Origin of the sequence: Streptomyces lancefieldiae, from assembly GCF_031845825.1 — a bacterium.
Classification (GTDB): domain Bacteria; phylum Actinomycetota; class Actinomycetes; order Streptomycetales; family Streptomycetaceae; genus Streptomyces; species Streptomyces lancefieldiae.
In genome coordinates this window covers 107,650-129,883 of the sequence record NZ_JAVRFH010000019.1, presented here as the reverse complement: position 1 = coordinate 129,883, position 22,234 = coordinate 107,650, and the positions used below count along the sequence as shown (strand labels likewise).

Annotated in this window: 14 protein-coding genes; 7 read left to right on the top strand and 7 right to left on the bottom strand. The window is 72.9% G+C overall.

All coding sequences use genetic code 11. The annotated features are described in order from the left end of the window. Positions 1 to 49 precede the first annotated feature (49 nt). Positions 50 to 1,204: an alkaline phosphatase PhoX gene (locus tag RM812_RS20165; RefSeq protein ID WP_311574383.1), complete on the top strand. Its 1,155-nt coding sequence runs from the start codon at positions 50 to 52 to the stop codon at positions 1,202 to 1,204. An 11-nt stretch (positions 1,205 to 1,215) separates the two neighbouring features. Here RM812_RS20165 and RM812_RS20160 read toward each other — a convergent pair whose 3' ends face one another. From RM812_RS20160 to dusB, 3 genes are all read right to left on the bottom strand, one after another. Further along, positions 1,216 to 2,151, bottom strand: a complete 936-nt coding sequence (locus RM812_RS20160; protein ID WP_311574382.1) for an oxidoreductase — start codon at positions 2,149 to 2,151, stop codon at positions 1,216 to 1,218. A gap of 267 nt (positions 2,152 to 2,418) precedes the next feature. Next, positions 2,419 to 5,139 carry a pyruvate, phosphate dikinase gene (gene ppdK / locus RM812_RS20155; RefSeq protein WP_311574381.1) on the bottom strand — a complete coding sequence of 907 codons (2,721 nt, stop codon included), beginning with the start codon at positions 5,137 to 5,139 and terminating at the stop codon, positions 2,419 to 2,421. A gap of 604 nt (positions 5,140 to 5,743) precedes the next feature. After that, positions 5,744 to 6,910, bottom strand: coding sequence for a tRNA dihydrouridine synthase DusB (gene dusB / locus RM812_RS20150; RefSeq protein WP_311574379.1), 1,167 nt, complete (start codon positions 6,908 to 6,910; stop codon positions 5,744 to 5,746). A gap of 106 nt (positions 6,911 to 7,016) precedes the next feature. On the opposite strand from dusB, the gene RM812_RS20145 reads away from it, so the two are divergent. Continuing rightward, complete coding sequence (locus RM812_RS20145; RefSeq protein WP_311574378.1) at positions 7,017 to 8,462, top strand: MFS transporter; 1,446 nt, start codon at positions 7,017 to 7,019, stop codon at positions 8,460 to 8,462. Between the two features lie 342 nt (positions 8,463 to 8,804). On the opposite strand, the gene RM812_RS20140 is transcribed toward RM812_RS20145, so the two are convergent. The 3 genes from RM812_RS20140 to RM812_RS20130 form a co-directional block, all read right to left on the bottom strand. Next, complete coding sequence (locus tag RM812_RS20140) at positions 8,805 to 13,166, bottom strand: cation-translocating P-type ATPase (RefSeq protein WP_311574376.1); 4,362 nt, start codon at positions 13,164 to 13,166, stop codon at positions 8,805 to 8,807. Between the two features lie 14 nt (positions 13,167 to 13,180). Beyond that, positions 13,181 to 14,047: a hypothetical protein gene (locus RM812_RS20135; RefSeq protein ID WP_311574375.1), complete on the bottom strand. Its 867-nt coding sequence runs from the start codon at positions 14,045 to 14,047 to the stop codon at positions 13,181 to 13,183. A gap of 86 nt (positions 14,048 to 14,133) precedes the next feature. Continuing rightward, the gene (locus RM812_RS20130) at positions 14,134 to 15,084 is read right to left on the bottom strand and encodes an MmyB family transcriptional regulator (RefSeq protein WP_311574374.1); all 951 of its coding nucleotides are present in this window, start codon (positions 15,082 to 15,084) and stop codon (positions 14,134 to 14,136) included. 101 nt (positions 15,085 to 15,185) lie between these two features. Here RM812_RS20130 and RM812_RS20125 point away from each other — a divergent pair, with 101 nt between their 5' ends. Together RM812_RS20125 and RM812_RS20120 are read left to right on the top strand one after the other, a co-directional pair. After that, positions 15,186 to 16,616: an MFS transporter gene (locus tag RM812_RS20125; RefSeq protein WP_311574372.1), complete on the top strand. Its 1,431-nt coding sequence runs from the start codon at positions 15,186 to 15,188 to the stop codon at positions 16,614 to 16,616. Between the two features lie 101 nt (positions 16,617 to 16,717). Then, a complete protein-coding gene (locus RM812_RS20120) occupies positions 16,718 to 17,803 on the top strand; it encodes a chitinase (RefSeq protein WP_311574411.1) in 1,086 nt (361 codons plus the stop codon). A gap of 128 nt (positions 17,804 to 17,931) precedes the next feature. Here RM812_RS20120 and RM812_RS20115 read toward each other — a convergent pair whose 3' ends face one another. Beyond that, positions 17,932 to 19,314, bottom strand: a complete 1,383-nt coding sequence (locus RM812_RS20115; protein WP_311574371.1) for a glycine--tRNA ligase — start codon at positions 19,312 to 19,314, stop codon at positions 17,932 to 17,934. A 149-nt stretch (positions 19,315 to 19,463) separates the two neighbouring features. Between RM812_RS20115 and RM812_RS20110 the strand changes: the two genes are divergently transcribed. The 3 genes from RM812_RS20110 to RM812_RS20100 are packed head-to-tail and all read left to right on the top strand — an operon-like array spanning position 19,464 to position 22,186. Further along, positions 19,464 to 20,456, top strand: coding sequence for a metal ABC transporter substrate-binding protein (locus tag RM812_RS20110; protein ID WP_311574369.1), 993 nt, complete (start codon positions 19,464 to 19,466; stop codon positions 20,454 to 20,456). A gap of 22 nt (positions 20,457 to 20,478) precedes the next feature. Then, positions 20,479 to 21,273, top strand: a complete 795-nt coding sequence (locus tag RM812_RS20105) for a metal ABC transporter ATP-binding protein (RefSeq protein ID WP_311574368.1) — start codon at positions 20,479 to 20,481, stop codon at positions 21,271 to 21,273. 10 nt (positions 21,274 to 21,283) lie between these two features. Then, the gene (locus tag RM812_RS20100; protein WP_311574367.1) at positions 21,284 to 22,186 is read left to right on the top strand and encodes a metal ABC transporter permease; all 903 of its coding nucleotides are present in this window, start codon (positions 21,284 to 21,286) and stop codon (positions 22,184 to 22,186) included. The last annotated feature ends 48 nt before the right edge of the window (positions 22,187 to 22,234 follow it).

Sequence of the window (22,234 nt, the reverse complement as noted above, 5' to 3'; positions counted from 1 at the left end):
CCCCGCCGCCAGCCGGCGGCGGGGCCGGTCATGACACCCGGAGGCAGCAGTGGAACGTCGTACCCTCCTGCGCACGGCCGTCCTCGGCGGCTCGGCCGTCCTCGGCGGAACCCTGTGGCGCGGTGCCGCGTACGCCGCCCCCGCCCAGCCCGGCAGCGGCCCCTACGGGGCGCTCGGCTCCCCCGACGCCAACGGCGTCCGCCTGCCGGCCGGCTTCACCAGCAGGGTGATAGCCCGCTCCGGCCAGAAGGTCGCGGGCACCTCGTACACCTGGCACAACGCGCCGGACGGCGGCGCCTGCTACGCGGACGGCTCCGGCTGGATCTACGTCTCCAACTCGGAGATCAACCCCTCCGGCGGCGCGAGCGCGGTGAAGTTCTCGTCCAGCGGGGCGATCACCTCGGCGTACCGCGTCCTGTCCGGCACCCGGCAGAACTGCGCGGGCGGCAGGACCCCGTGGAGCACCTGGCTGTCCTGCGAGGAGGTGGACCGCGGCTACGTCTACGAGACCGACCCGTGGGGCGTGAAGGCCGCGGTGCGGCGGGACGCCATGGGCCGCTTCAAGCACGAGGCGGCGGCGGCCGACCCGGTCCGCAAGGTCGTGTACCTGACGGAGGACGTCACCGACGGCTGCTTCTACCGCTTCCGCCCCACCACCTGGGGCGACCTGTCCTCCGGCACCCTGGAGGTGCTGGTCGCCGGCTCGGCCACCAGCGGCCCGGTGACCTGGGCGAGGGTCCCCGACCCCTCCGGCGCGACGGCCACCCGCAACCAGGTCTCCGGCGCCAAGCGGTTCAACGGCGGCGAGGGCTGCTACTACGCCGACGACACCTGCTGGTTCACCACCAAGGGTGACAACCGCGTCTGGCAGTACAACGCCGCGGCCCAGACCATCGAGCTGGCCTACGACGACTCCCTCGTGGCCTCCGGCACGGCCCCGCTGACCGGCGTGGACAACGTCACCGGCAGCTCCTCCGGCGACCTGTTCGTGGCGGAGGACGGCGGCACCATGGACATCTGCGTGATCACGCCGAGCGACGTGATCGCCCCGTTCCTGCGCGTCGACGGCCAGTCCGGCTCGGAGATCACCGGCCCCGCGTTCTCGCCCGACGGCACTCGGCTGTACTTCTCCAGCCAGCGGGGGACGAGCGGCAGTTCCTCCGGCGGGATCACCTACGAGGTGCGCGGGCCGTTCCGGGTCTGAGTCGCCCCCGCTCAGGCCGCGTCCAGCCCTCGGTACGTCACCCCCGTCAGCCGCTCGGAGGCGGCCCACAACCTCTCCCCCATCGCGTCGTCGAGGGTCCAGGGCGCCCGCCAGGACGGTGCGGGCGCCCCGCGCCACATCGCGAAGGACGGGCCGGTGAAGGAGTCGGCGGCCACGCCGGGCGCGGTCGCCGCGTACAGCACGGGCAGCGCCCCCGCCTCGGCCGGCTGGGCGACGACCCGGTTGGCGAGCAGCATCAGCCGCTCGGCGAGCCGGCGTCCCTCGGCGCGCGGTCCGGCGGTCTGCAGGTTGGTCTCCGCGTACCCCGGATGGGCGGCGACGGCGCGCAGGTCCGTCCCGCCGTCCAGGGCCGCGAGCCGGCGTGCCAGTTCGTGGGTGAAGAGCAGGTTGGCGGACTTGGAGCGGGCGTAGGCGCTCCAGCGCCCGTAGCGCCGTACGTTGTTCAGGTCGCGCGGGTCGACGTTGGCCAGCGTGTGCAGAAAGCTGGAGACGGTCACGACGCGGGCGCCCGGCGCGGCGAGCAGGGCGGGCAGCAGCAGGCCGGTGAGGGCGAAGTGGCCCAGGTGGTTGACGCCGAACTGCGTCTCGAAGCCGTCCGCCGTCGTCCCGTAGGGCAGCGCCATCACCCCGGCGTTGTTGACGAGGAGATCGACCCGCTCGTACGGCAGGCCGTGCGCGAAGTCCCGGACGGAGCCCAGGTCCCCGAGGTCGAGCCGCGCCGGCTCCACGGCGGCGTCCGGCACCTCGCCGACGAGGCGCTCCACGGCCGCGCTCCCCCGGGCACCGCTGCGGCAGGCGAGCACCACCCGCGCCCCCTTGCGCGCCAGCTCCCGCGACACCACGTACCCGAGGCCGCTGTTGGCCCCGGTGACGACGGCGACGCGCCCGTCCAGGTCGGGGATGTCGCCCACGTTCCAGCCGGTCATCCGCGGCTCCTTCCCGGATCGGCCCCCCTCTCACCGTACGCGTCGCGCGCTCCGGAGGAGGGGGCGTCCCGCGCCCACGTCACGTTCGCACCACCGGGCTCGTCGCAGAAGGCGGCGCCACGAAAGTGGGCGTCACGGAAGTGGGCGTCACGAAAGGCGGCACCCCCGCACGGGTGCCGCCTCTTCTCGTGAACCGGAGCCGCCGCCGATCGGTGAGGGTGGTCGGGTGACAGACGGCGGCTCCGGGGCTCTTCGCCCCCGGCGGGGCTAGCGGTGGTCGCTGCCCTTCGACTGCGACGCCGCCCGGCCGGCCTCCAGCCGGGCCACCGGGATCCGGAACGGGGAGCAGGAGACGTAGTCCAGACCCACCTCGTGGAAGAAGTGGACCGACTCGGGGTCGCCGCCGTGCTCGCCGCAGACGCCGAGCTTCAGGTCGGGGCGGGTGGCGCGGCCGGCCTTCGCGGCGGCGGCGACCAGGGAGCCGACGCCGTCCTTGTCGATCGTCTCGAACGGGGAGACGCCGAAGATGCCCTTCTCCAGGTAGGCCGTGAAGAAGCTGGCCTCCACGTCGTCGCGGCTGAAGCCCCACACGGTCTGCGTCAGGTCGTTGGTGCCGAAGGAGAAGAACTCCGCGGCCTCGGCGATCTGTCCGGCGGTCAGCGCGGCGCGCGGCAGCTCGATCATCGTGCCGATCGACAGCTTCAGCTTGGCACCGGTGGCCGCCTCGACCTCGGCGATGACCTGGTCGGCCTCGTCGCGGACGATCTCCAGCTCCTGGACGGTGCCGACCAGCGGGATCATGATCTCGGCGCGCGGGTCGCCCTTGGCCGCCCTGCGCTCGGCCGCCGCCTCGGCGATGGCCCGCACCTGCATGGTGAACAGGCCGGGGATGACGAGGCCGAGACGGACGCCGCGCAGACCCAGCATCGGGTTCTGCTCGTGCAGCCGGTGCACGGCCTGGAGCAGGCGCAGCTCGTTCTCGTGCGGCTCCTGCCGGGACTCGGCGAGCGCGACGCGCACCGACAGCTCGGTGATGTCGGGCAGAAACTCGTGCAGCGGCGGGTCCAGGAGGCGGACGGTGACCGGAAGGCCGTCCATCGCCTCGAACAGCTCGACGAAGTCCTGCTTCTGGAGCGGCAGCAGCTCCTTCAGGGACTCCTCGCGCTCGTCCTCCGTGTCGGCCAGGATCAGCCGCTCCACCAGTTCGCGCCGGTCGCCGAGGAACATGTGCTCGGTGCGGCACAGGCCGATGCCCTGGGCGCCGAAGCGGCGGGCGCGCAGCGCGTCCTCGGCGTTGTCGGCGTTGGCGCGCACCCGCAGCCGGCGCTTGCGGTCGGCGAAGGCCATGATGCGGTGGACCGCCTCGACCAGTTCGTCGGCGTCCTCGGCGCCGGCGTGCATGCGGCCCTCGAAGTACTCGACGACCGGCGAGGGCACGACCGGGACCTCGCCCAGGTAGACCTTGCCGGAGGAGCCGTCGATGGAGACGACGTCGCCCTCCTCGACGACGTGCCCGCCGGGCACGGTCATCCGGCGCCGCTTGGTGTCGACCTCCAGCTCCTCCGCGCCGCAGACACAGGTCTTGCCCATGCCGCGCGCGACCACGGCCGCGTGGGAGGTCTTGCCGCCGCGCGAGGTGAGGATGCCCTCGGCGGCGATCATGCCGTCCAGGTCGTCGGGGTTGGTCTCGCGGCGGATCAGGATGACCTTCTCGCCCGAGCGGGACCACTTCACCGCGGTGTACGAGTCGAAGACGGCCTTGCCGACCGCCGCGCCCGGCGAGGCGGCGATGCCCCGGCCGACCTGCTCGACCTTGGCGTCCTCGTCGAAGCGGGGGAACATCAGCTGCGCCAGCTGGGCGCCGGTGACGCGCTGGAGGGCCTCGGCCTCGTCGATCAGGCCCTGGTCGACGAGCTGGGTGGCGATGCGGAAGGCGGCGCCCGCCGTGCGCTTGCCGACGCGGGTCTGGAGCATCCACAGCTGGCCGCGCTCGATGGTGAACTCGATGTCGCAGAGGTCCAGGTAGTGGTTCTCCAGCGTCTCCATGATCCGCATGAGCTGGTCGTAGGACGTCTTGTCGATCGACTCCAGCTCCGCCAGCGCGACGGTGTTGCGGATGCCGGCGACTACGTCCTCGCCCTGTGCGTTCTGGAGGTAGTCGCCGTAGACGCCCTGGTGGCCGGAGGCGGGGTCGCGGGTGAAGGCGACGCCGGTGCCGGAGTCGGGGCCCAGGTTGCCGAAGACCATGGAGCAGACGTTGACGGCCGTGCCGAGGTCGTGCGGAATGCGCTCCTGGCGGCGGTAGAGCTTGGCGCGCTCGCCGTTCCAGGACTCGAAGACCGCCTTGATGGCGAGGTCCATCTGCTCGCGCGGGTCCTGCGGGAAGTCCCGGCCGGCCTCGGTCTTGACGATCTTCTTGAACCGGGCGACGAGCTTCTTGAGGTCGGCGGCCTCCAGCTCCGTGTCGACCGTGACCTTCTTGGCCGCCTTGGCCGCCTCCAGCGCCTCCTCGAAGAGGTCGCCGTCGACGCCGAGGACGGTCTTGCCGAACATCTGGATGAGGCGGCGGTAGGAGTCCCAGGCGAAGCGGTCGTCGCCGGCCTGCTCGGCCAGGCCCTGCACCGACTTGTCGGAGAGGCCGATGTTGAGGACCGTGTCCATCATGCCGGGCATGGAGAACTTGGCCCCGGAGCGGACCGACACGAGGAGGGGGTTGTCGGCCTGGCCGAGCTGCTTGCCCATCATCTCTTCGAGGGCGGCGAGGTGCGCACTCACCTCGTCACGCAGTGCCGCCGGCTCCTCGCCACTGTCGAGGTAGACCTTGCAGGCCTCGGTGGTGATCGTGAAGCCGGGCGGGACCGGAAGGCCCAGGTTGGTCATCTCGGCGAGGTTGGCACCCTTGCCACCGAGAAGGTCCTTGAGGTCCTTGTTGCCCTCGGTGAAGTCGTAAACGAACTTCGTTACGTGGGGATCTTTGTTTTCCGACACGGGTCTCGACTCCTCGAGGACGCGGTGGCTGCCCTGACGGCGAGGAATGTACCCAGATCAAAGGCACCTGAGTACGTCCACTTGCGCGTCATGCGCCTGTAACCACCCGTCCGCCAGCGGATCGAAAGTCAAGGCTTGGCAAGCGGCCGACGGTTTGTGTTTTCACTTCTTGAACGCACCAGCTTCCGCAGCCACCCTGATGCGCTCACATGAGCGGCATTCCCTACGTTTGAGTTCGGTCGGTGAACGATCAAGGCGTGGCACTGAGTGCCACACTTTGAGAAATGGACTCGCCCATGATCCGCTCATCTGAGCACTCCTCCTATCAGAGGTGGCGAGAATCACGCTGCCACAGCCCGCCGGATTTCACCATGCGGGACGGTGAACGGACTGCTCACGGCGGACGTCCGGCTCCAGGGCGGCGAACGTGTCCGGCGGCAGCATCGCCCCGAGCGCGAGGACGGCGGCGAGGCGGTCGCGGTCCGGCCGAGGCCGAGGGCGGCACGCGGGTACCGGGTGCGACGCCCCGGTGTGACGGATGAGCTCCTTCCGCGACCGCTTCCTGGAGGCGTACGGCTCCACACCGCACCTCTCCGGGGCCCGATCAGCCGCCGGAGGTGTCCAGCTCCGCGTCCTCGCCGACGCCCGCGCAGTCGTACGGGTCCTTGAGCCAGCCGTCCGGCAGGACCACCCGGTTGTTGCCGGAGGTACGGCCGCGGGGCCCGTCGGCGCCGGCGGGCCAGGGCTGGTCGAGGTCGAGTTCGTCGAGGCCGGCGCGCAGCTCCTGGAGGGAGGAGGTGATGGCGAGCCGCTTGCGCATCTCGGAACCGACGGCGAAGCCCTTGAGGTACCAGGCGACGTGCTTGCGGAAGTCGATGACGCCGCGCGCCTCGTCGCCGATCCACTCGCCGAGCAGGGTGGCGTGCCGGACCATCACGTCGGCGACCTCGCGGAGCGACGGACGCGCGATGGCCTCCGTACGTCCCTCGAAGGCGGCCACCAGGTCGGCGAAGAGCCAGGGCCGCCCCAGGCAGCCGCGGCCGACCACGACGCCGTCGCAGCCGGTCTCCCGCACCATCCGCAGCGCGTCCTCGGCGGACCAGATGTCGCCGTTGCCGAGCACGGGGATCTCCGGGACGTGCTCCTTCAGGCGGGCGATGGCGTCCCAGTCGGCGGTGCCGCCGTAGTGCTGGGAGGCGGTGCGGCCGTGCAGGGCGATGGAGGTCACGCCCTCCTCGACGGCGATCCGCCCGGCGTCGAGGTAGGTGAGGTGGTCGTCGTCGATGCCCTTGCGCATCTTCATCGTGACGGGCAGGTCACCGGCGCCGCTCACGGCCTCGCGGAGGATGGCGCGCAGCAGGTTCCGCTTGTAGGGGAGGGCCGATCCGCCGCCCTTGCGGGTCACCTTGGGCACGGGGCAGCCGAAGTTCAGGTCGATGTGGTCGGCGAGGTCCTCCTCCGCGATCATGCGGACGGCCTTGCCGACGGTCGCGGGGTCGACGCCGTACAGCTGGATCGAGCGCGGCTTCTCGGTCGCGTCGAAGTGGATCAGCTGCATGGTCTTCTCGTTGCGCTCGACCAGCGCCCGCGTGGTGATCATCTCGCTCACGAACAGGCCCTTGCCCCCGCTGAACTCCCTGCACAGGGTGCGGAAGGGCGCGTTGGTGATGCCGGCCATCGGCGCCAGGACGACGGGCGGCGCGACGGTGTGGGGGCCGATCTGCAGCGGTGCGGCGGTGATGCCGGGGGCGGGCGTGGTGGGCGTGGACATTCCCCCATTGTCCCGCACGCGGGAGGGTGCCGGCCGCGCCCCGGGCAAAGATCATGTATGAGTCATTAGTTAGTCGCACTATCGAAATAAGCGTACGATGGAGTCCATGCCCGAGCTCACCCACCGCCGTCGTCTGCTCGTGCTCGCCATCTGCTGCATGAGCCTGCTGATCGTGAGCATCGACAACACGATCCTCAACGTGGCCCTGCCCTCCATGCAGCGCGATCTGCACGCGAGCACGTCCGGACTCCAGTGGGCGATCGACGCGTACACGCTGGTGCTGGCCGCGCTGCTGATGCTCGCCGGGTCCACGGCCGACCGGATCGGACGCAAACGGGTCTTCCTGACGGGCCTGGTCGTCTTCACCCTCGGCTCGCTGCTGTGCTCGCTGGCGCCGGACCTGTCGTCGCTGGTCGTGTTCCGGATGATCCAGGCGGTGGGCGGGTCGATGCTCAACCCGGTGGCCATGTCGATCATCACCAACACCTTCACCGACCCGCGCGAGCGTGCCCGGGCGATCGGCGTCTGGGGCGCGGTGGTCGGCATCTCCATGGCCGCCGGCCCCCTGGTGGGCGGCCTGCTGGTGGAGTCGGTCGGCTGGCGCTCGGTCTTCTGGGTCAACCTGCCGGTGGGCGTCGCGGCCCTCCTCCTCACCCTCCGCTTCGTCCCCGAGTCCCGTGCGCCGAAGGCCCGCCGTCCCGACCCGCTGGGCCAGCTGCTGGTGATCGTGCTGTTCGGCTCCCTGACGTACGCGATCATCGAGGCGCCGAACGCCGGGCTCGCGACGGTGCTGCCCTTCGCCGCGGTGGCGCTGGCCGCGCTGCTCGGCCTGCTGTACTACGAGCCCCGTCGCACCGAGCCCCTCATCGACCTGCGCTTCTTCAGGTCCGCACCGTTCAGCGGGGCGACCGTCATAGCGATCAGCGCGTTCGCCGCGCTGGGCGGCTTCCTCTTCCTGTCGACCCTGTACCTGCAGAACGTGCGCGGACTGAGCGCCCTGCACGCGGGCCTGTGGATGCTGCCGATGGCCGTGCCGACGTTCCTGTGCGCCCCGCTGTCCGGGCGGCTGGTCGGCAGCCGGGGCCCGCGGCTTCCGCTGCTGATCGCGGGCGGCGCCATGACGGTGAGCGGGGTGCTGTTCGCCGCCTTCGAGGCCGAGACGTCGAACGTCACGCTCTTCCTCGGCTACGTCCTGTTCGGCGTCGGCTTCGGCTTCGTCAACGCCCCCATCACCAACACCGCCGTCTCCGGCATGCCGCGCGCCCAGGCCGGAGTCGCCGCCGCCGTGGCCTCCACCAGCCGCCAGCTGGGCCAGACGCTGGGCGTGGCGGTGGTCGGCGCGGTGCTCGCGGCGGGCGTGGGAGCGTCGGCGTACCGGGACACCTTCGTCTCCGCCGCCCGCCCCGGCTGGTGGATCCTGGCCGCCTGCGGACTCGCGGTGCTCGTCCTCGGCGCCCTGACCACCGGCCACTGGGCCCACCGCACGGCGGAACGGACGGCGGACCGCCTGAAGTCACCGGAGGTACGCGAGGCGACACGCCCCGGCGTGTAACAGCGCACCCGCACGATGCGGCCCGCCCGAACCCGGCCCCACGCCCTTGACCCGGGGCCGGCGCGCACGCGCCTCAGGGACGCGGGGAACTCGCTGCGCCTTTGCCCCGGGCCCAGCCCAAGCCCCCTCAGGGGCGCGGGGAACTGCGCGACCAGCCCCCACCCACCCGCAGACGACACACCACGGCACGGCCCGCCCGAAACCGGCCCCACGCCCGCGCCCCAGACCCAGCCACACCCCCCAGGGGCGCGGGGAACTGCGCGACCAGCCCCCACCCACCCGCAGACGACACACCACGGCATGCCCGCAACGCGGCCCTCACAACAGGGCGGCAGCCCACCGTCACCGCACCGCCTCCGGCAACCGCTCCGCCACCTTCGGCCAGTACCTCACGACCGCCTCCTCCACCCTCGGCAGCGCCCGCTGCCCCACCAGCGCCAGCGCGATCGCCGCGGCCACGCCCGCCCAGGCGACCGGGCCCAGCGGGGTGCAGCCGAAGAGCCGGCTGGCGCCCGGCGTCTGCACCAGGGCGACCAGCGCGGCGGCGGAACCGAGCGCCGTGACCTGCACCAGGCGACTGCCGCGCCGGTCGGCCAGGGTCTGGGCGAGCTGCGTGCCGACCACCGCGCACAGCGCCATCGTCGTGGAGCGGCGCCTCGAGCCCGGAGTGAGACGGCCGAACAGCCAGGCCGCGGTCGCACCGAGCGCCGTGGTCATGGCCCGGTGCCGGATCTGCCGGATCAGCGGCGCGCCCAGCACCGCCGTACCGAGCGGCGCGCCCGCGTCGGCGTCCTCCTGCGCGGGGTCCCCCGTCTGCGTCACCGCGACCGCCATCGCGGGGAACAGGTCGGTGAAGAGGTTGACCAGCAGCATCTGACGGGTGGACAGCGGAGCCGCACCGCCGAGGACGGTGCCCAGGATGCCGAAGCCGACCTCGCCCGCGTTGCCGCCGATCAGGATGGCGATGGCGTCGGCGACGCTGTGCCACAGTGCCCGGCCCTCCCGGACCGCCTCCACCAGGACCAGCAGGTCGTCGCCCGTGACGACCAGGTCGGCGGCGTTGCGGGCGGCGGCCGAGCCGCGGGCGCTGATGCCGACCCCGATGTCGGCGGCCCGGATGGCGGCCGCGTCGTTGGCACCGTCGCCGACCATGCCGACGACCCGCCCGGCGTCCCGCAGCGACTCGACGACCTGGAGCTTCTGCTCGGGCGCGACCCGGGCCACCACGTCCGCGTCGCGCAGCATCCGGGAGCGGGCCGAGCGGTCGGCGGCGGCGAGCTCGTCGCCGGTGACCACGACCGCGCCCTCGGGCCAGCCCAGGTCGACGGCGATGGCGCGGGCGGTCTGCGGATGGTCGCCGGTCAGCACCACGGGCCGTACGCCCGCCTCGCGCAGCCCGCGCACCAGCGCCGGGGACGTCTCGCGCGCCACGTCGGCCAGGGCGAGCAGCCCGGTGAACGCCAGTCCCGACGGCGGCTGTTCGAGGACGTCGGCCGCCTCCTCGCCCCCGCGCAGCGGACGGGAGGCCACCGCGATGATGCGCAGTCCGTCACGGGCCAGGGTCTGTGCCACCTCGGAGGCCTGCGACGGCAGGTCGGCACAGGCGGGCAGCACGGTCTCCGGGGCGCCCTTCACCACCAGCACCGGCGCCCCGTCGCCGTCCCGTCCCACGGCGGCCGCGTATCCGCGCGAGGTCTCGAAGGGCAGGCCCTCGTCCTGCGCCCACCGCGGGTCGTCCCCGGCCGCGTCCAGGACGGCCTCGTCGGTGGCGTGGGTGGGCCGGGTGCCGTCACCGTCCAGGCGGGGGCAGGCGCGCGCGGCGACCCGGACCGTTGCGGCGGCCTCCGGGTCGCCCGCCCCGCGGACCGTGCCGTCGGTCCCCGCGACCCGCGTCAGCCGCAGCCTGTTCTCGGTGAGCGTGCCGGTCTTGTCGAAGCAGATGGTGTCCATGCGGCCCAGCGCCTCCAGCGTGCGCGGGGTGCGCACGAGGACGCCCCGGCGGCTGAGCCGGCGGGCCGCCGCCAGCTGCGCCACCGTCGCCACCAGCGGCAGCCCCTCGGGCACGGCGGCCACCGCCACCGACACACCACCGGCGACGGCCTGGCGGATCGGCGCCCCGCGCAACAGCGACAGGCCCGTCACCGCGGCGCCGCCCGCCAGCGTGAGCGGCAGCGCCTTGCGGGTCAGCTCCTGGAGCCTGGCCTGCACCCCGGCCGCCGAGGGCGTACGGGCCGCCAGTGCGACCGCCCGCGCCGCCTCGGTGTGGTCGCCGATGTCGACGACGACGGCCCGGGCCCGGCCGGCCACCACGGTCGTGCCCTCGAAGACCATGCAGTACCGCTCGGCCACGGGGGCGCGGGGCACCGGGTCCACGCGCTTGTCCACCGGCAACGACTCCCCGGTCAGCGCGGACTCGTCCACCTCCAGCCCGTCCTCCCACAGCAGCCGGGCGTCGGCGGGCACGACGTCGTCCGCCTTCAGCTCGATGACGTGGCCCGGGTGCAGCCTGGCCGCGTCCATGATGCGCGGCTCGCCCTCGCGCGAGGGCTCCTCGGCGACCCGCGCCTTCTGCTTCTGCTCCGCCAGCAGCCCGGACAGCGCCCGCTCGGCGCGCAGCCGCTGGAACCCGCCGACCAGCGCGTTCAGGTCGAGCGCCCCGACCACCAGCAGGGCGTCCACGACCGAGCCGAGGATCGCGGAGGCGGCGGAGCCCACGGCCAGCACCGGGGTGAGCGGATCGTCCAGCTCCCCGCGCACGGCCCGCGCAAGCTGCCACGACCAGCGCGCCGGGGCCAGCACCCGCACCCGGCCGGCCCGCTCGGCGAGGGCGCGCAGCCGGCCCGTGGCCTGCTCGACGACGGTCGGCTCGGGCTCCCTCTCGTGCTCCAGCTCCAGCCGGTCGCGTACGTCGTCCGGGTCCAGCGCGTGCCACGCCACCCGCGCCCGGGGGTGCGGCGCACGGGCCGCCGCCACGCCGAGCGCGGCGCGCGCCCCGGACAGCAGGGCCGCCGCCGCGCTCGCGTCGACCGGCGCGTGCCGCAGCCCGGGCAGCGCCGAACCGCCGACCCCGCCCTTGCCGCGTGCCTCGCCCACCGCCACCAGCAGCCCGGACAGGGCGGCCCCGGACCGGGCCAGCGTCTGCGACCGGTGCCCGACCTTCCGGGCCGCCGGCACCGCGCGCAGCAGCCGCCACACGTCGGCCAGCCCGCCCGGCGCGAGGACGTCCGCGCTCCACGCCACCGGGCAGTCCGCGTCGGCCAGCGCGACGGCCACGTCCCCGCCGAGCAGCCCGGCGGACACCGCCTCGTCGTCGCCGGGCCGGGGCCGTACGACGGTGATGACCCCGCCCTCGGCCCGCAGTCCGTCCACGACCTCGCGCAACGGCCGCTCGGCGGACACCACTTGGTCCGCGAGGCCGGTGAAGTCGGCCAGTGCCGGGTCCTCCACCATCACCACGCGCAGGCCCGCGCGCCGCGCCGCGTCCAGCACGTCCTCCGTCCACGGGTCCGCGCCCGCGCCCGGCACCCGCAGCGCACTGGGGTGCAGGACGACCGTGCCGGCCATCTCCAGCTGCCGCAGCCGTTCGGGGTCGCGCACGAGGACGCCCTTGCGGCACAGCGCGGCGCTCAGTACGGCGTGGAAGACGGCGGGCCCGTAGCGCGCGGCCTTGGGCGAGCCGGCCAGTACCGCCTCGGCGGCCTCGGCGACGTCGTGCTTGACCATCAGCGTCGCCAGCGCGCCCGCCACACTGCCGGTCGAGGCGTGGGCGGCGTAGTCCTGGGCCGGTGAGGTCCGCAACGGCGGGCGCAGGGCCGGGTCCGCGGACAGGCTGCCCCGGTCCGGGGCGCACAACCGGTCGTGCACGACCTCGAAGGCCGCCGTACGGGCCACCGCCTCCGTCAGCTGGCAGGCGCGCAGCACCCCGTCGAGCACCAGGGAGACGGGGCTCTGGCCCGCGCCGTGGACGGCCGCGTTGGCGACGGCCAGTGCCACGTCCATGCGGCGGTCGCCGAGCCGGGCGCGCAGCCGGCGGCGGAAGGCCGGGTTCTCGCGCAGCAGCGTCGCCGCGGCCGTCACCAGGCGGGGCGAGGGCGGCAGCCGCAGGCGCGCGCCGGTCACTGCGGCGGCGATGCCGAGCACGTCGGCCCCGAGGGCGGTCGCCGCGACCCGGACCGAGGCCGGGTCGCCGGGGTGGACCGGCTCCTCCACCAGGTCGCCCTCGCCGCCCGGTTCGCCCCGGGCGCCCGCGCGGGTCAGTCCGTGCTGTTCGGCGAGCTCGGTGGCCCGGTCCACCACCCGGTCGGTGAGCGCGTCCTCGGTCGCGGTCACGACCAGCCGGGCGAGGCCGGCATCCCAGTAGGCGAGCACCACGTCCGGGTGCTCGGCCAGGGCCGCCGCCACCCGCCGCGCCACGCGCTCCGTGCCGCCCGCCCGGCGCACCGCGTCCGTCGCGGCCGGCCGGAGCGCGAGGTGCGCCCGGGGTCCGGCCCGCCAGTCCCGCGTGCCGCCCGGCAGCGCGGCGCGGGCGACCCGTGCCGCCCGCCCCGCGAAGTCCGCGCCGCGCACACCCGCTCGCGCGGTGCCCGCCACCGCGCCGGCCGCGGCACCCAGGGCGGGTGCGGTGCCGCGCGCGAGCAGCCGCGGGCCGGCCAGCAGGGGCCCGGTGACGGCGCCCTGGGCAAGCGTCAGCAGTCCACCGGCCATCGCTGCCTCTCCTCTCAGCCCGCCTTTCGCGTGCGCGACGCGGAAGCCGTCTTGCGGCCCCGGCTCCCGGCCGAGCTCGCGGGCCGGCTCGAGGACGTCCTCGTTCCGGACTGGCTCCTGGCCCGGGTGGGGGACGCGGTCTTCTTCGCGGCGGCCCTCCCGGAGGCCGCCTTCTTCGCTGTGGCCTGCTTGGTGGCGGCCTGCTTGGCGGCGGCCTTCTTCGTGGTGGTCCCGCCGGCGGCGGCCTGTTTCGCCGTGGCCTTCTTCGCGGTGGCCTGCTTGTTGGCGGCCTGCTTGGCGGTGGTCTGCTTGGCGCCGGCCTGCTCGGCGGTGGTCCGGTTGCCGGTGGTCTTCTTCGCGGTCCTACCGCCCGGGGTGGTCTCACCGACCGCCGTGCTCTTCCTGGCCGCCGCGCTCTGCTGCGCCCGCGTCCGCGCGGAGCTCTTCGTCGCGGAGCTCTTCGTCGCGGCGCTCTTCGTAGCGGCGCTCTTCGTCGCGGCGCTCTTCGTAGCGGGGCTCTTCGTCGCGGCGCCCTGCGTCCCGGCGCTCTTGCTCACGGTGCCCTTCACGGCGCTCCGCGCCCCGGCCTTCCCCCCCTCCACCACGGTGACGTCCCGGTCCTGCTGCGGCCGCGGCCGCGTCAGCCACGCCACCGCCGCTCCGGTGACCGCCACCGGCCACTCCACCAATCCGGCGATGCCCAGCACCCCGGCCCCCGTGTAGACGACCACGCGTCGTCCCCGCGGTGAGACGGCGCCGATCCTGTCCAGCGTGCCCTCGGCCACCCTGCCGACCGTTTCGGCGCCGGGCACCTTCCGCAGCGCCGAAGCCGCCGCGTGCAACGGCCGCGGGAGCTTCTGCGCCGACTTCTGCTCAGCCATGACTGTTCGTCCTCGCCCTGTGCGAACTGTGGAAACCCTGGGAACATCACCTTCCGCACTTCTCCGGGTTCCCGCACTTCGGGCGCTCATCCCGACGGTGTCGCCCCGCGCTCCAGAGCGATCGCGTGCAGCTTCTCCAGCCGTTGCCGGGAGACCTCGTCGGCCGGTGCGTACGTCACCATGCGGGGTCCCGTCTCCGGACCGAGCCACAGGTCGGTGTGGTCGACGGTGACGCGCCCCACGTACCGGTTGAGGAACTCCTTGCGCTTGCTGCGGTGGGCGACGACCTCGTGCCGCTCCCAGGCCTCACGGAAGTCGGGCGACTGGGTGCGCAGCCGCTCCAGCAGCATCTTCCAGGCGGGCTCGGCGAGGTGGCCGGCCATGGAGGCGCGGAACCGGGCGGCCATCAGCCGCTGGGTCTCCTCCAAGTGGACGATCGACGAGCGCCACTCGTCGTCGGTGAAGGAGAGGATCATGCAGTTCCGGTCCTCGGGCGGCACCCTGTCCAGGTCGCACAGCAGCAGTCCGTACGTGCGGTTGTGGGCGAGGATGTCGTAGCGGCTGTTCTGCACGCAGGCGGGATACGGCTCGAACTGCTCCATCAGGGCGCGCAGCGCCGGGGTGATCGACGGGCAGACGGTCGCGGGGGTCGGGTCGACGGCGCCGGCCAGCTGGAAGAGGTGGGCGCGCTCACTGGGGTCCAGCAGCAGGGCGCGGGCGAGGGCGTCGAGGACCTGCACGGAGACCTGGATGTCACGGGCCTGCTCCAGCCACGTGTACCAGGTGACGCCCACGGCCGAGAGCTGGGCGACCTCCTCGCGGCGCAGCCCCGGGGTGCGGCGTCGGCGTCCTCTGGGCAGCCCGACCCGCTCGGGGGCGATGCGTTCGCGGCGGCTGCGCAGGAAGGCGGCGAGCTCGTGCCGCCGGACCTGCGAAGCGCCTCCCCCGGGCCGAGCCGCCTCCGCGGCCGTCTCCGGCACCGCGGTCTCCTGGACCACCGTCTCGCGCACCGTCGTCTCCTGGACCGTCGTCGTCATGACTCCAGGGTGCCGCCCACCGGATCCTGTTGCCAGGTACTTCTTCTACCAGGACAAGGAGACTCTGGTACCAGGCTGGGGAGCGACGCACGCTCGGTTCCGTGACCGAAACCATCACCTCCCGCCCCGTCCGGACCGACCCCGCGGCACCACCCGCGCTCGGCGGTCCCGGGCTGTTCACGGTGCTGCTGGCCGCGGCACTGCCCCTCGTCGACTTCTTCATCGTCAACGTCGCCCTGCCCACCGTCGGCACCGACCTGTCCGCGAGCGAGGCCGTCCTGGAACTCGTCGTCGCCGGGTACGGCGTGGCGTACGCGGTCCTGCTCGTCCTCGGCGGCCGGCTCGGCGACACGTACGGCCGCCGACGGCTGTTCCTGGGCGGCATGGCGGCCTTCGGGGTGACGTCGCTGGCCTGCGGGCTGGCGCCGGACGCCTGGTCGCTGGTGGCGGCGCGGGTGGCGCAGGGCGCCTCGGCCGCCGCCATGCTGCCGCAGGTGCTGGCCACCATCCAGGCGACCACCTCCGGTCCCCGGCGCGCGAAGGCCATGGGCCTGTACGGGGCCACGGCCGGCCTGTCGATGGTGGCCGGCCAGATCCTGGGCGGCGTCCTGGTCGCCGCCGACATCGCCGGCACCGGTTGGCGCGCCGTCTTCCTGGTGAACGTCCCGGTCGTCCTGGTGGGCCTGCTGCTGGCCGCCCGTACGGTCCCGGAGACCCGCTCCCCGCGCCCGGAGCCGGTGGACGTCCCCGGCACGTTCCTGCTGGCCGCCTCGCTCCTCACCCTCCTGGTCCCGCTCACCGAGGGCCGGGCGGCGGGGTGGCCGCTGTGGACGTGGCTGTCGCTGGCGGCGTTCCCGTTCGCGGCGGCGGCGTTCTACGCGGTGGAGCGCGGGGCCGACCGCGCGGGCCGTACGCCCCTGGTCCCGCCGAGCCTGTTCGCCATCACCTCGCTGCGGCGCGGACTGCTGCTCATCGTGCCGTTCTCGATCGGCTTCAGCGGCTTCATGTTCGTCATCGCGGTGGCCCTGCAGCAGGGCGCGGGGCTCGGCCCGGTCGCCGCGGGGACGGCGCTGCTGCCGCTGGCGGTGACGTACTTCCTCGCCTCCCTCGCCGGTCCCCGGCTGGTCGCCCGCCACGGCACCCGCGTGGTGCCGGCCGGTGCCGTCCTCCAGGGCGTGGGCCTGGCCCTGATGACGCTGGCCGCCTGGCGCTCCTGGCCGGACCTCGGCCTGGTGGAACTCCTCCCGGGCGCGGCGGTCGCCGGTGCGGGCCAGGCGCTCCAGCTCCCCGTGGTCTTCCGGATCGTCCTGTCGGAGGTGCCGGCCGCCCGTGCGGGCGTCGGCAGCGGCGTCATGATCACCACGCAGCAGTCGTCCCTGGCGCTGGGCGTGGCGACCCTGGGCACCCTGTTCCTGTCCCTGACCCCGGGCGCGGGCATGCGGGACGCGCTGGTGACGACGCTGCTGGTCCAGCTGGCGGCGGTGGCACTGACCGGTCTGCTGAGCCTGCGCCTGCCGCGGACGATCGACTGAGGCGGCATTCCGTTTGTGGTCCAGACCTCTTGACGAAAGGTCTGGACCACAGCACTGTCATGTCTACGACACCTCACCGCACCCCCACCGGGAGGCCCGGCATGATCCGCCGCAAGATCCGCCTGCTCGCCACCGCGCTCGCGGCCACCGTCCTCGCCCCACTGACGGCCGCCACCGTGTCGGCCGCGCCCGCGGTCGCCGCTCCGGCAGTCGCCGCTCCCACGGCCGCCGACACCTGCGCCGTGAGGTCGAAGCCCGCCGGCAAGGTCCTCCAGGGCTACTGGGAGAACTGGGACGGCGCCGCCAACGGCGTCCACCCGCCCTTCGGCTGGACCCCGATCACCGACTCCCGCATCGCCGCGCACGGTTACAACGTGCTGAACGCGGCCTTCCCGGTCATCCGCTCCGACGGAACGGCCCTGTGGGAGGACGGCATGGACGTGGGCGTGAAGGTGGCGACGCCCGCGGAGATGTGCGCGGCCAAGGCGTCCGGGCAGACGATCCTGCTCTCCATCGGCGGCGCGACGGCCGGCATCGACCTCAACTCGACCGCCGTCGCCGACCGCTTCGTCGACACGATCGTGCCGATCCTCCAGAAGTACAACTTCGACGGCATCGACATCGACATCGAGACCGGCCTGGTCGGCAGCGGCAACATCAGCCGGCTCTCGACGTCCCAGGCCAACCTGATCCGCATCATCGACGGCGTCCTGGCCCGCATGCCGTCGAACTTCGGCCTCACCATGGCCCCGGAGACCGCCTACGTCACCGGCGGCAGCGTCGTCTACGGCTCGATCTGGGGGGCGTACCTGCCGATCATCAAGAAGTACGCCGACAACGGCCGCCTGTGGTGGCTCAACATGCAGTACTACAACGGCAGCATGTACGGCTGCTCCGGCGACTCCTACTCGGCGGGCACCGTACAGGGCTTCACCGCCCAGACCGACTGTCTGAACAAGGGCCTGGTCGTCCAGGGCACCACGATCCGCGTCCCCTACGACAAGCAGGCCCCGGGCCTGCCCGCCCAACCGGGCGCGGGCGGCGGTCACCTGACCCCCTCCCAGGTCGCCCAGGCCTGGAACCACTACAACGGCGCCCTCAAGGGCCTGATGACCTGGTCGATCAACTGGGACGGCGCGAAGAACTGGACCTTCGGCGACAACGTGAGGTCACTTCAACGCCGCTGAGGCAGGAGATCCAGGCACCCGAAAACGCCGAACGCCCACCCCTCACCCGACCGAGTCGGGTGGCGGGTGGGCGCAGGTCCCGGGGGTCCAGGGGGCGGAGCCCCTGGACCCTCAACGGAAACGAACGATCAGCATCCGACCAGCCGAGAGGCGAGGTACCCCTCGATCTGGTCCAGCGACACGCGTTCCTGCTTCATCGTGTCCCGCTCCCGGACGGTCACCGCGTTGTCGTCCAGCGTGTCGAAGTCGACCGTCACACAGAACGGCGTCCCGATCTCGTCCTGGCGCCGGTACCGGCGCCCGATCGCACCGGCGTCGTCGAACTCGATGTTCCAGTTCTGCCGCAGCGTCTGGGCGAGGCCCTTGGCCTTGGGCGACAGCTCCGGGTTGCGGGACAGCGGCAGCACGGCGACCTTCACCGGGGCCAGCCGCGGGTCGAGGCGCAGCACCGTGCGCTTCTCCAGCTTGCCCTTGGCGTTCGGGGCCTCGTCCTCGATGTACGCGTCGAGCAGGAAGGCGAGCATCGCCCGGCCGACACCGGCCGCCGGCTCGATGACGTACGGCGTCCAGCGCTCGCCGGCCTCCTGGTCGAAGTAGGAGAGGTCCTGGCCGGAGGCCTTGGAGTGGGCGCCGAGGTCGTAGTCGGTGCGGTTGGCGACACCCTCCAGCTCGCCCCACTCGCTGCCGCCGAACTGGAAGCGGTACTCGATGTCGGCGGTGCGCTTGGAGTAGTGGGAGAGCTTCTCCGCCGGGTGCTCGTACCAGCGCATGTTCTCCTCACGCATGCCCAGGCCGGTGTACCAGTTCCAGCGCTGCTCCATCCAGTACTCCTGCCACTTCTCGTCCTCGCCCGGCTTGACGAAGAACTCCATCTCCATCTGCTCGAACTCGCGGGTGCGGAAGATGAAGTTGCCGGGCGTGATCTCGTTGCGGAAGGACTTGCCCATCTGGGCGATGCCGAACGGCGGCTTGCGGCGCGAAGTGGTCTGCACCTGGCCGAAGTTGGTGAAGATGCCCTGAGCGGTCTCGGGCCGCAGGTAGGCGACGGAGCCGCTGTCCTGGGTGGGGCCGAGGTGGGTGGAGAGCAGACCCGAGAACTGCTTGGGCTCGGTGAAGGTGCCCTTGTTGCCGCAGTTGGGGCAGTTGAGGTCCGCGAGCCCGTTCGCCGGGGCGTGGCCCTTCTTCTCCTCGTACGCCTCCTCCAGGTGGTCCGCGCGGAACCGCTTGTGGCAGGAGGTGCACTCGGTCAGCGGGTCCGTGAAGGTGGCGACGTGACCGGAGGCGACCCAGACCTCGGGGGCCAGGATCACGGACGAGTCGATACCGACGACGTCCTCGCGCGAGGTGACCATGTAGCGCCACCACTGGCGCTTCAGGTTCTCCTTGAGCTCGACACCCAGCGGACCGTAGTCCCAGGCGGCGCGCTGTCCGCCGTAGATCTCACTGCAGGGGAATACGAAGCCACGGCGCTTGCTCAGGCTGACGATGGTGTCGATCTTGTCGGCGGCCACGGTGCTCTCTTCATTACGACGACGGGCGACGAAGCGAGATGCTTCCAGAGAATGCTTCAGGTTACCGGCGCGGCCCGCCCCCCGGCCAAATCGGGGGCCCATCGGGGGCTTGTTGACAACCGTTTCCACATTTGTTGAAAATGGGTGTCATGAACGTACGACGACGCCACATATCCGGCATAGCGGTCACCGGGGCCGCCGCACTCGGCCTCGGGACCCTCTCCGCCTGCTCGAGCGACAGCGCGGCGGCGGGCAACACGGACAAGTTCGACGTCGTCGCGTCGTTCTACCCCATGGCCTTCCTCGCCGAGCAGATCGGCGGCGACCACGTCAGCGTCACCAGCCTGGCCCAGCCCGGCCAGGAGCCGCACGACCTGGAGGTCAGCGCCAAGCAGCGCGCACAGCTGGAGGAGACGGACGCCGCGCTCTTCCTCAAGGGCCTCCAGCCCTCCGTCGACGAGGCCGTCGCCCAGTCCGGAGCCAAGACGAAGATCGACGCGGCCACCCTGACCTCCCTGGAGGAGCACGGCGCCGAGGTCGGCGGGCACGCGGACGAGCACGGCCACGAGGACGAGCACGCCGAGGACGAGCACGGCCACGACCACGGCGAGGAGGGCGGCAAGGACCCCCACATCTGGCTCGACCCGGTCAAGTACGCCGAGGTCGCCGAGGGCGTCGGCAAGGCCTTCGAGAAGGCCGACCCCGACCACGCCGCCGACTACAAGAAGAACACCGAGGCCCTGGTCAAGAGGCTCGGCGACCTGAACGCCAAGTTCGAGACCGGGCTGAAGGACACGAAGACCAAGGTCTTCATCACCACCCACTCCGCCTTCGGCTACCTCGCCGAGCGCTACGGCCTGACCGAGGAGGCCATCAGCGGCCTCAGCCCCGAGTCGGAGCCCAGCGCGGCCCGGGTCAAGGAGCTTGAGAGGATGGCCAAGGCCGACGGCGTCTCCACGGTCTTCTACGAGACGCTCGTCAGCGACAAGACCGCGAAGACCGTCGCCCGGGACGCCAAGCTCAAGACGGACGTCCTCGACCCGATCGAGGGCATCACCGACAAGTCCCGCGGCGACGACTACTTCCAGGTCATGGAAGCCAACCTCAAGGCCCTGCAGACGGCCTTGGGCACCACCAAGTGAGCCACCACCGGAGGGCGACGGCATGAGCGAGCCCGGCAACGAGCCTGTCACAGCGGAGCCTGTCATAGCACTGCGCGGCGTCCGCGCCGACCTCGGCTCGCGCCCCGTCCTGCGCGGCATCGACCTCACCGTGCGCCGCGGCGAGGTCGTCGCACTGCTCGGCGCCAACGGCTCGGGCAAGTCCACGGCCGTGCGCACCGTCATCGGCCAGGTGCCCGTCGCGGCCGGGGAGATCGAGCTGTTCGGCACCCCCCGGCGCCGGTTCCGCGACTGGGCGCGCGTGGGCTACGTCCCGCAGCGCACCACGGCCGCGGGCGGCGTGCCCGCGACGGTGACCGAGGTGGTCTCCTCCGGCCGCCTCTCCCGGGCCCGCTTCGGCATCCTGCGCAAGGCCGACCACGAGGCCGTACGCCGGGCCCTCGACCTGGTCGGCATGGCGGACCGGGCCAAGGACTCCGTGAACGCCCTCTCCGGCGGCCAGCACCAGCGCGTGCTGATCGCCCGCGCGCTCGCCGCCGAACCCGAGCTGCTGATCATGGACGAGCCGATGGCCGGCGTCGACCTGGCCAGCCAGGAGGTACTGGCCGCCACGCTCAGGGAGCAGGTCGCGGCCGGCACCACCGTCCTCCTCGTCCTGCACGAGCTGGGCCCCCTGGAGCCCCTGATCGACCGGGCCGTGGTGCTGCGCGACGGCTGCGTCCTGCACGACGGCCCGCCCCCGAAGGCCGTCGGCCAGCACGCGCTGCCCGGCCACGACCACGTGCACCCGCACGCCCCGGCGGGCGCCGAACCGATCCGCACCGGACTGCTGAGCTGAGAAGGCCCCCATGGAAATCCTGAACTACGCCTTCATGCAGCGGGCCCTGCTGGCGGCCGTCCTGGTCGGCATCACCGCCCCCGCCGTCGGCATCTACCTGGTCCAGCGCCGCCAAGCCCTCATGGGCGACGGCATCGGCCACGTGGCGATGACCGGCGTCGGCCTCGGCTTCCTGCTCTCCTGGTCCCCGGTGTGGATGGCGACGCTCGTCTCCGTCCTCGGTGCCGTCCTCATGGAGCTGATCCGCTGGTACGGCAGGACCCGCGGCGACATCGCCCTCGCGATGCTCTTCTACGGGGGCATGGCCGGCGGCGTGATGTTCATCAACCTCGCGCCCACCGGCTCCAACGCCAACCTCACCTCGTACCTCTTCGGCTCGCTGTCGACGGTGAGCGAGTCCGACGTCACGGCGATCTGTGTCCTCGCCGCCTTCGTGGTCCTCGTCACCCTCGGCCTGCGCCGCCAGCTGTTCGCGGTCAGCCAGGATGAGGAGTTCGCCCGGGTCACCGGCCTGCCGGTGCGCGCGCTGAACCTGCTGACAGCCGTCACGGCGGCGGTCACGGTGACGGTCGCGATGCGCGTCGTCGGACTGCTGCTGGTGTCGGCCCTGATGGTCGTCCCGGTCGCCGCCGCCCAGCAGCTCAGCCGCAGCTTCGCCGCCACCTTCGCGATCGCCGTCGCGATCGGCGTCAGCGTGACGATCGGCGGCACGGTCACGTCGTACTACCAGGACGTGCCGCCCGGGGCGACCATCGTGCTGCTCACCATCGGCGCGTTCGTCCTGCTGACCGCGCTGGCGGCGCCACTGGCCCGGCGACGCGCGCGGGCGGCCGGCGCGGCGCGGCCCGCCGGGGATCCGGCGGAATGCAAGGTTCCGGCCACCCGGGGGGCCGCCGACGAGATCGGCGTCTGACTGCCGGCTTGCCGGGCTGGCACAATGGCCCGGCAAGCCGCAGACGTG

Coding starts and splice junctions, on each gene's coding strand:
- dusB (WP_311574379.1), bottom strand. CDS start 6,910: ATGTCCACGCCCACCACGCCCGCCCCCGGCATCACCGCCGCACCGCTG.
- RM812_RS20105 (WP_311574368.1), top strand. CDS start 20,479: ATGAGCGAGCCCGGCAACGAGCCTGTCACAGCGGAGCCTGTCATAGCA.
- RM812_RS20145 (WP_311574378.1), top strand. CDS start 7,017: ATGCCCGAGCTCACCCACCGCCGTCGTCTGCTCGTGCTCGCCATCTGC.
- RM812_RS20160 (WP_311574382.1), bottom strand. CDS start 2,151: ATGACCGGCTGGAACGTGGGCGACATCCCCGACCTGGACGGGCGCGTC.
- RM812_RS20110 (WP_311574369.1), top strand. CDS start 19,464: ATGAACGTACGACGACGCCACATATCCGGCATAGCGGTCACCGGGGCC.
- RM812_RS20120 (WP_311574411.1), top strand. CDS start 16,718: ATGATCCGCCGCAAGATCCGCCTGCTCGCCACCGCGCTCGCGGCCACC.
- RM812_RS20135 (WP_311574375.1), bottom strand. CDS start 14,047: ATGGCTGAGCAGAAGTCGGCGCAGAAGCTCCCGCGGCCGTTGCACGCG.
- RM812_RS20130 (WP_311574374.1), bottom strand. CDS start 15,084: ATGACGACGACGGTCCAGGAGACGACGGTGCGCGAGACGGTGGTCCAG.
- RM812_RS20140 (WP_311574376.1), bottom strand. CDS start 13,166: ATGGCCGGTGGACTGCTGACGCTTGCCCAGGGCGCCGTCACCGGGCCC.
- RM812_RS20100 (WP_311574367.1), top strand. CDS start 21,284: ATGGAAATCCTGAACTACGCCTTCATGCAGCGGGCCCTGCTGGCGGCC.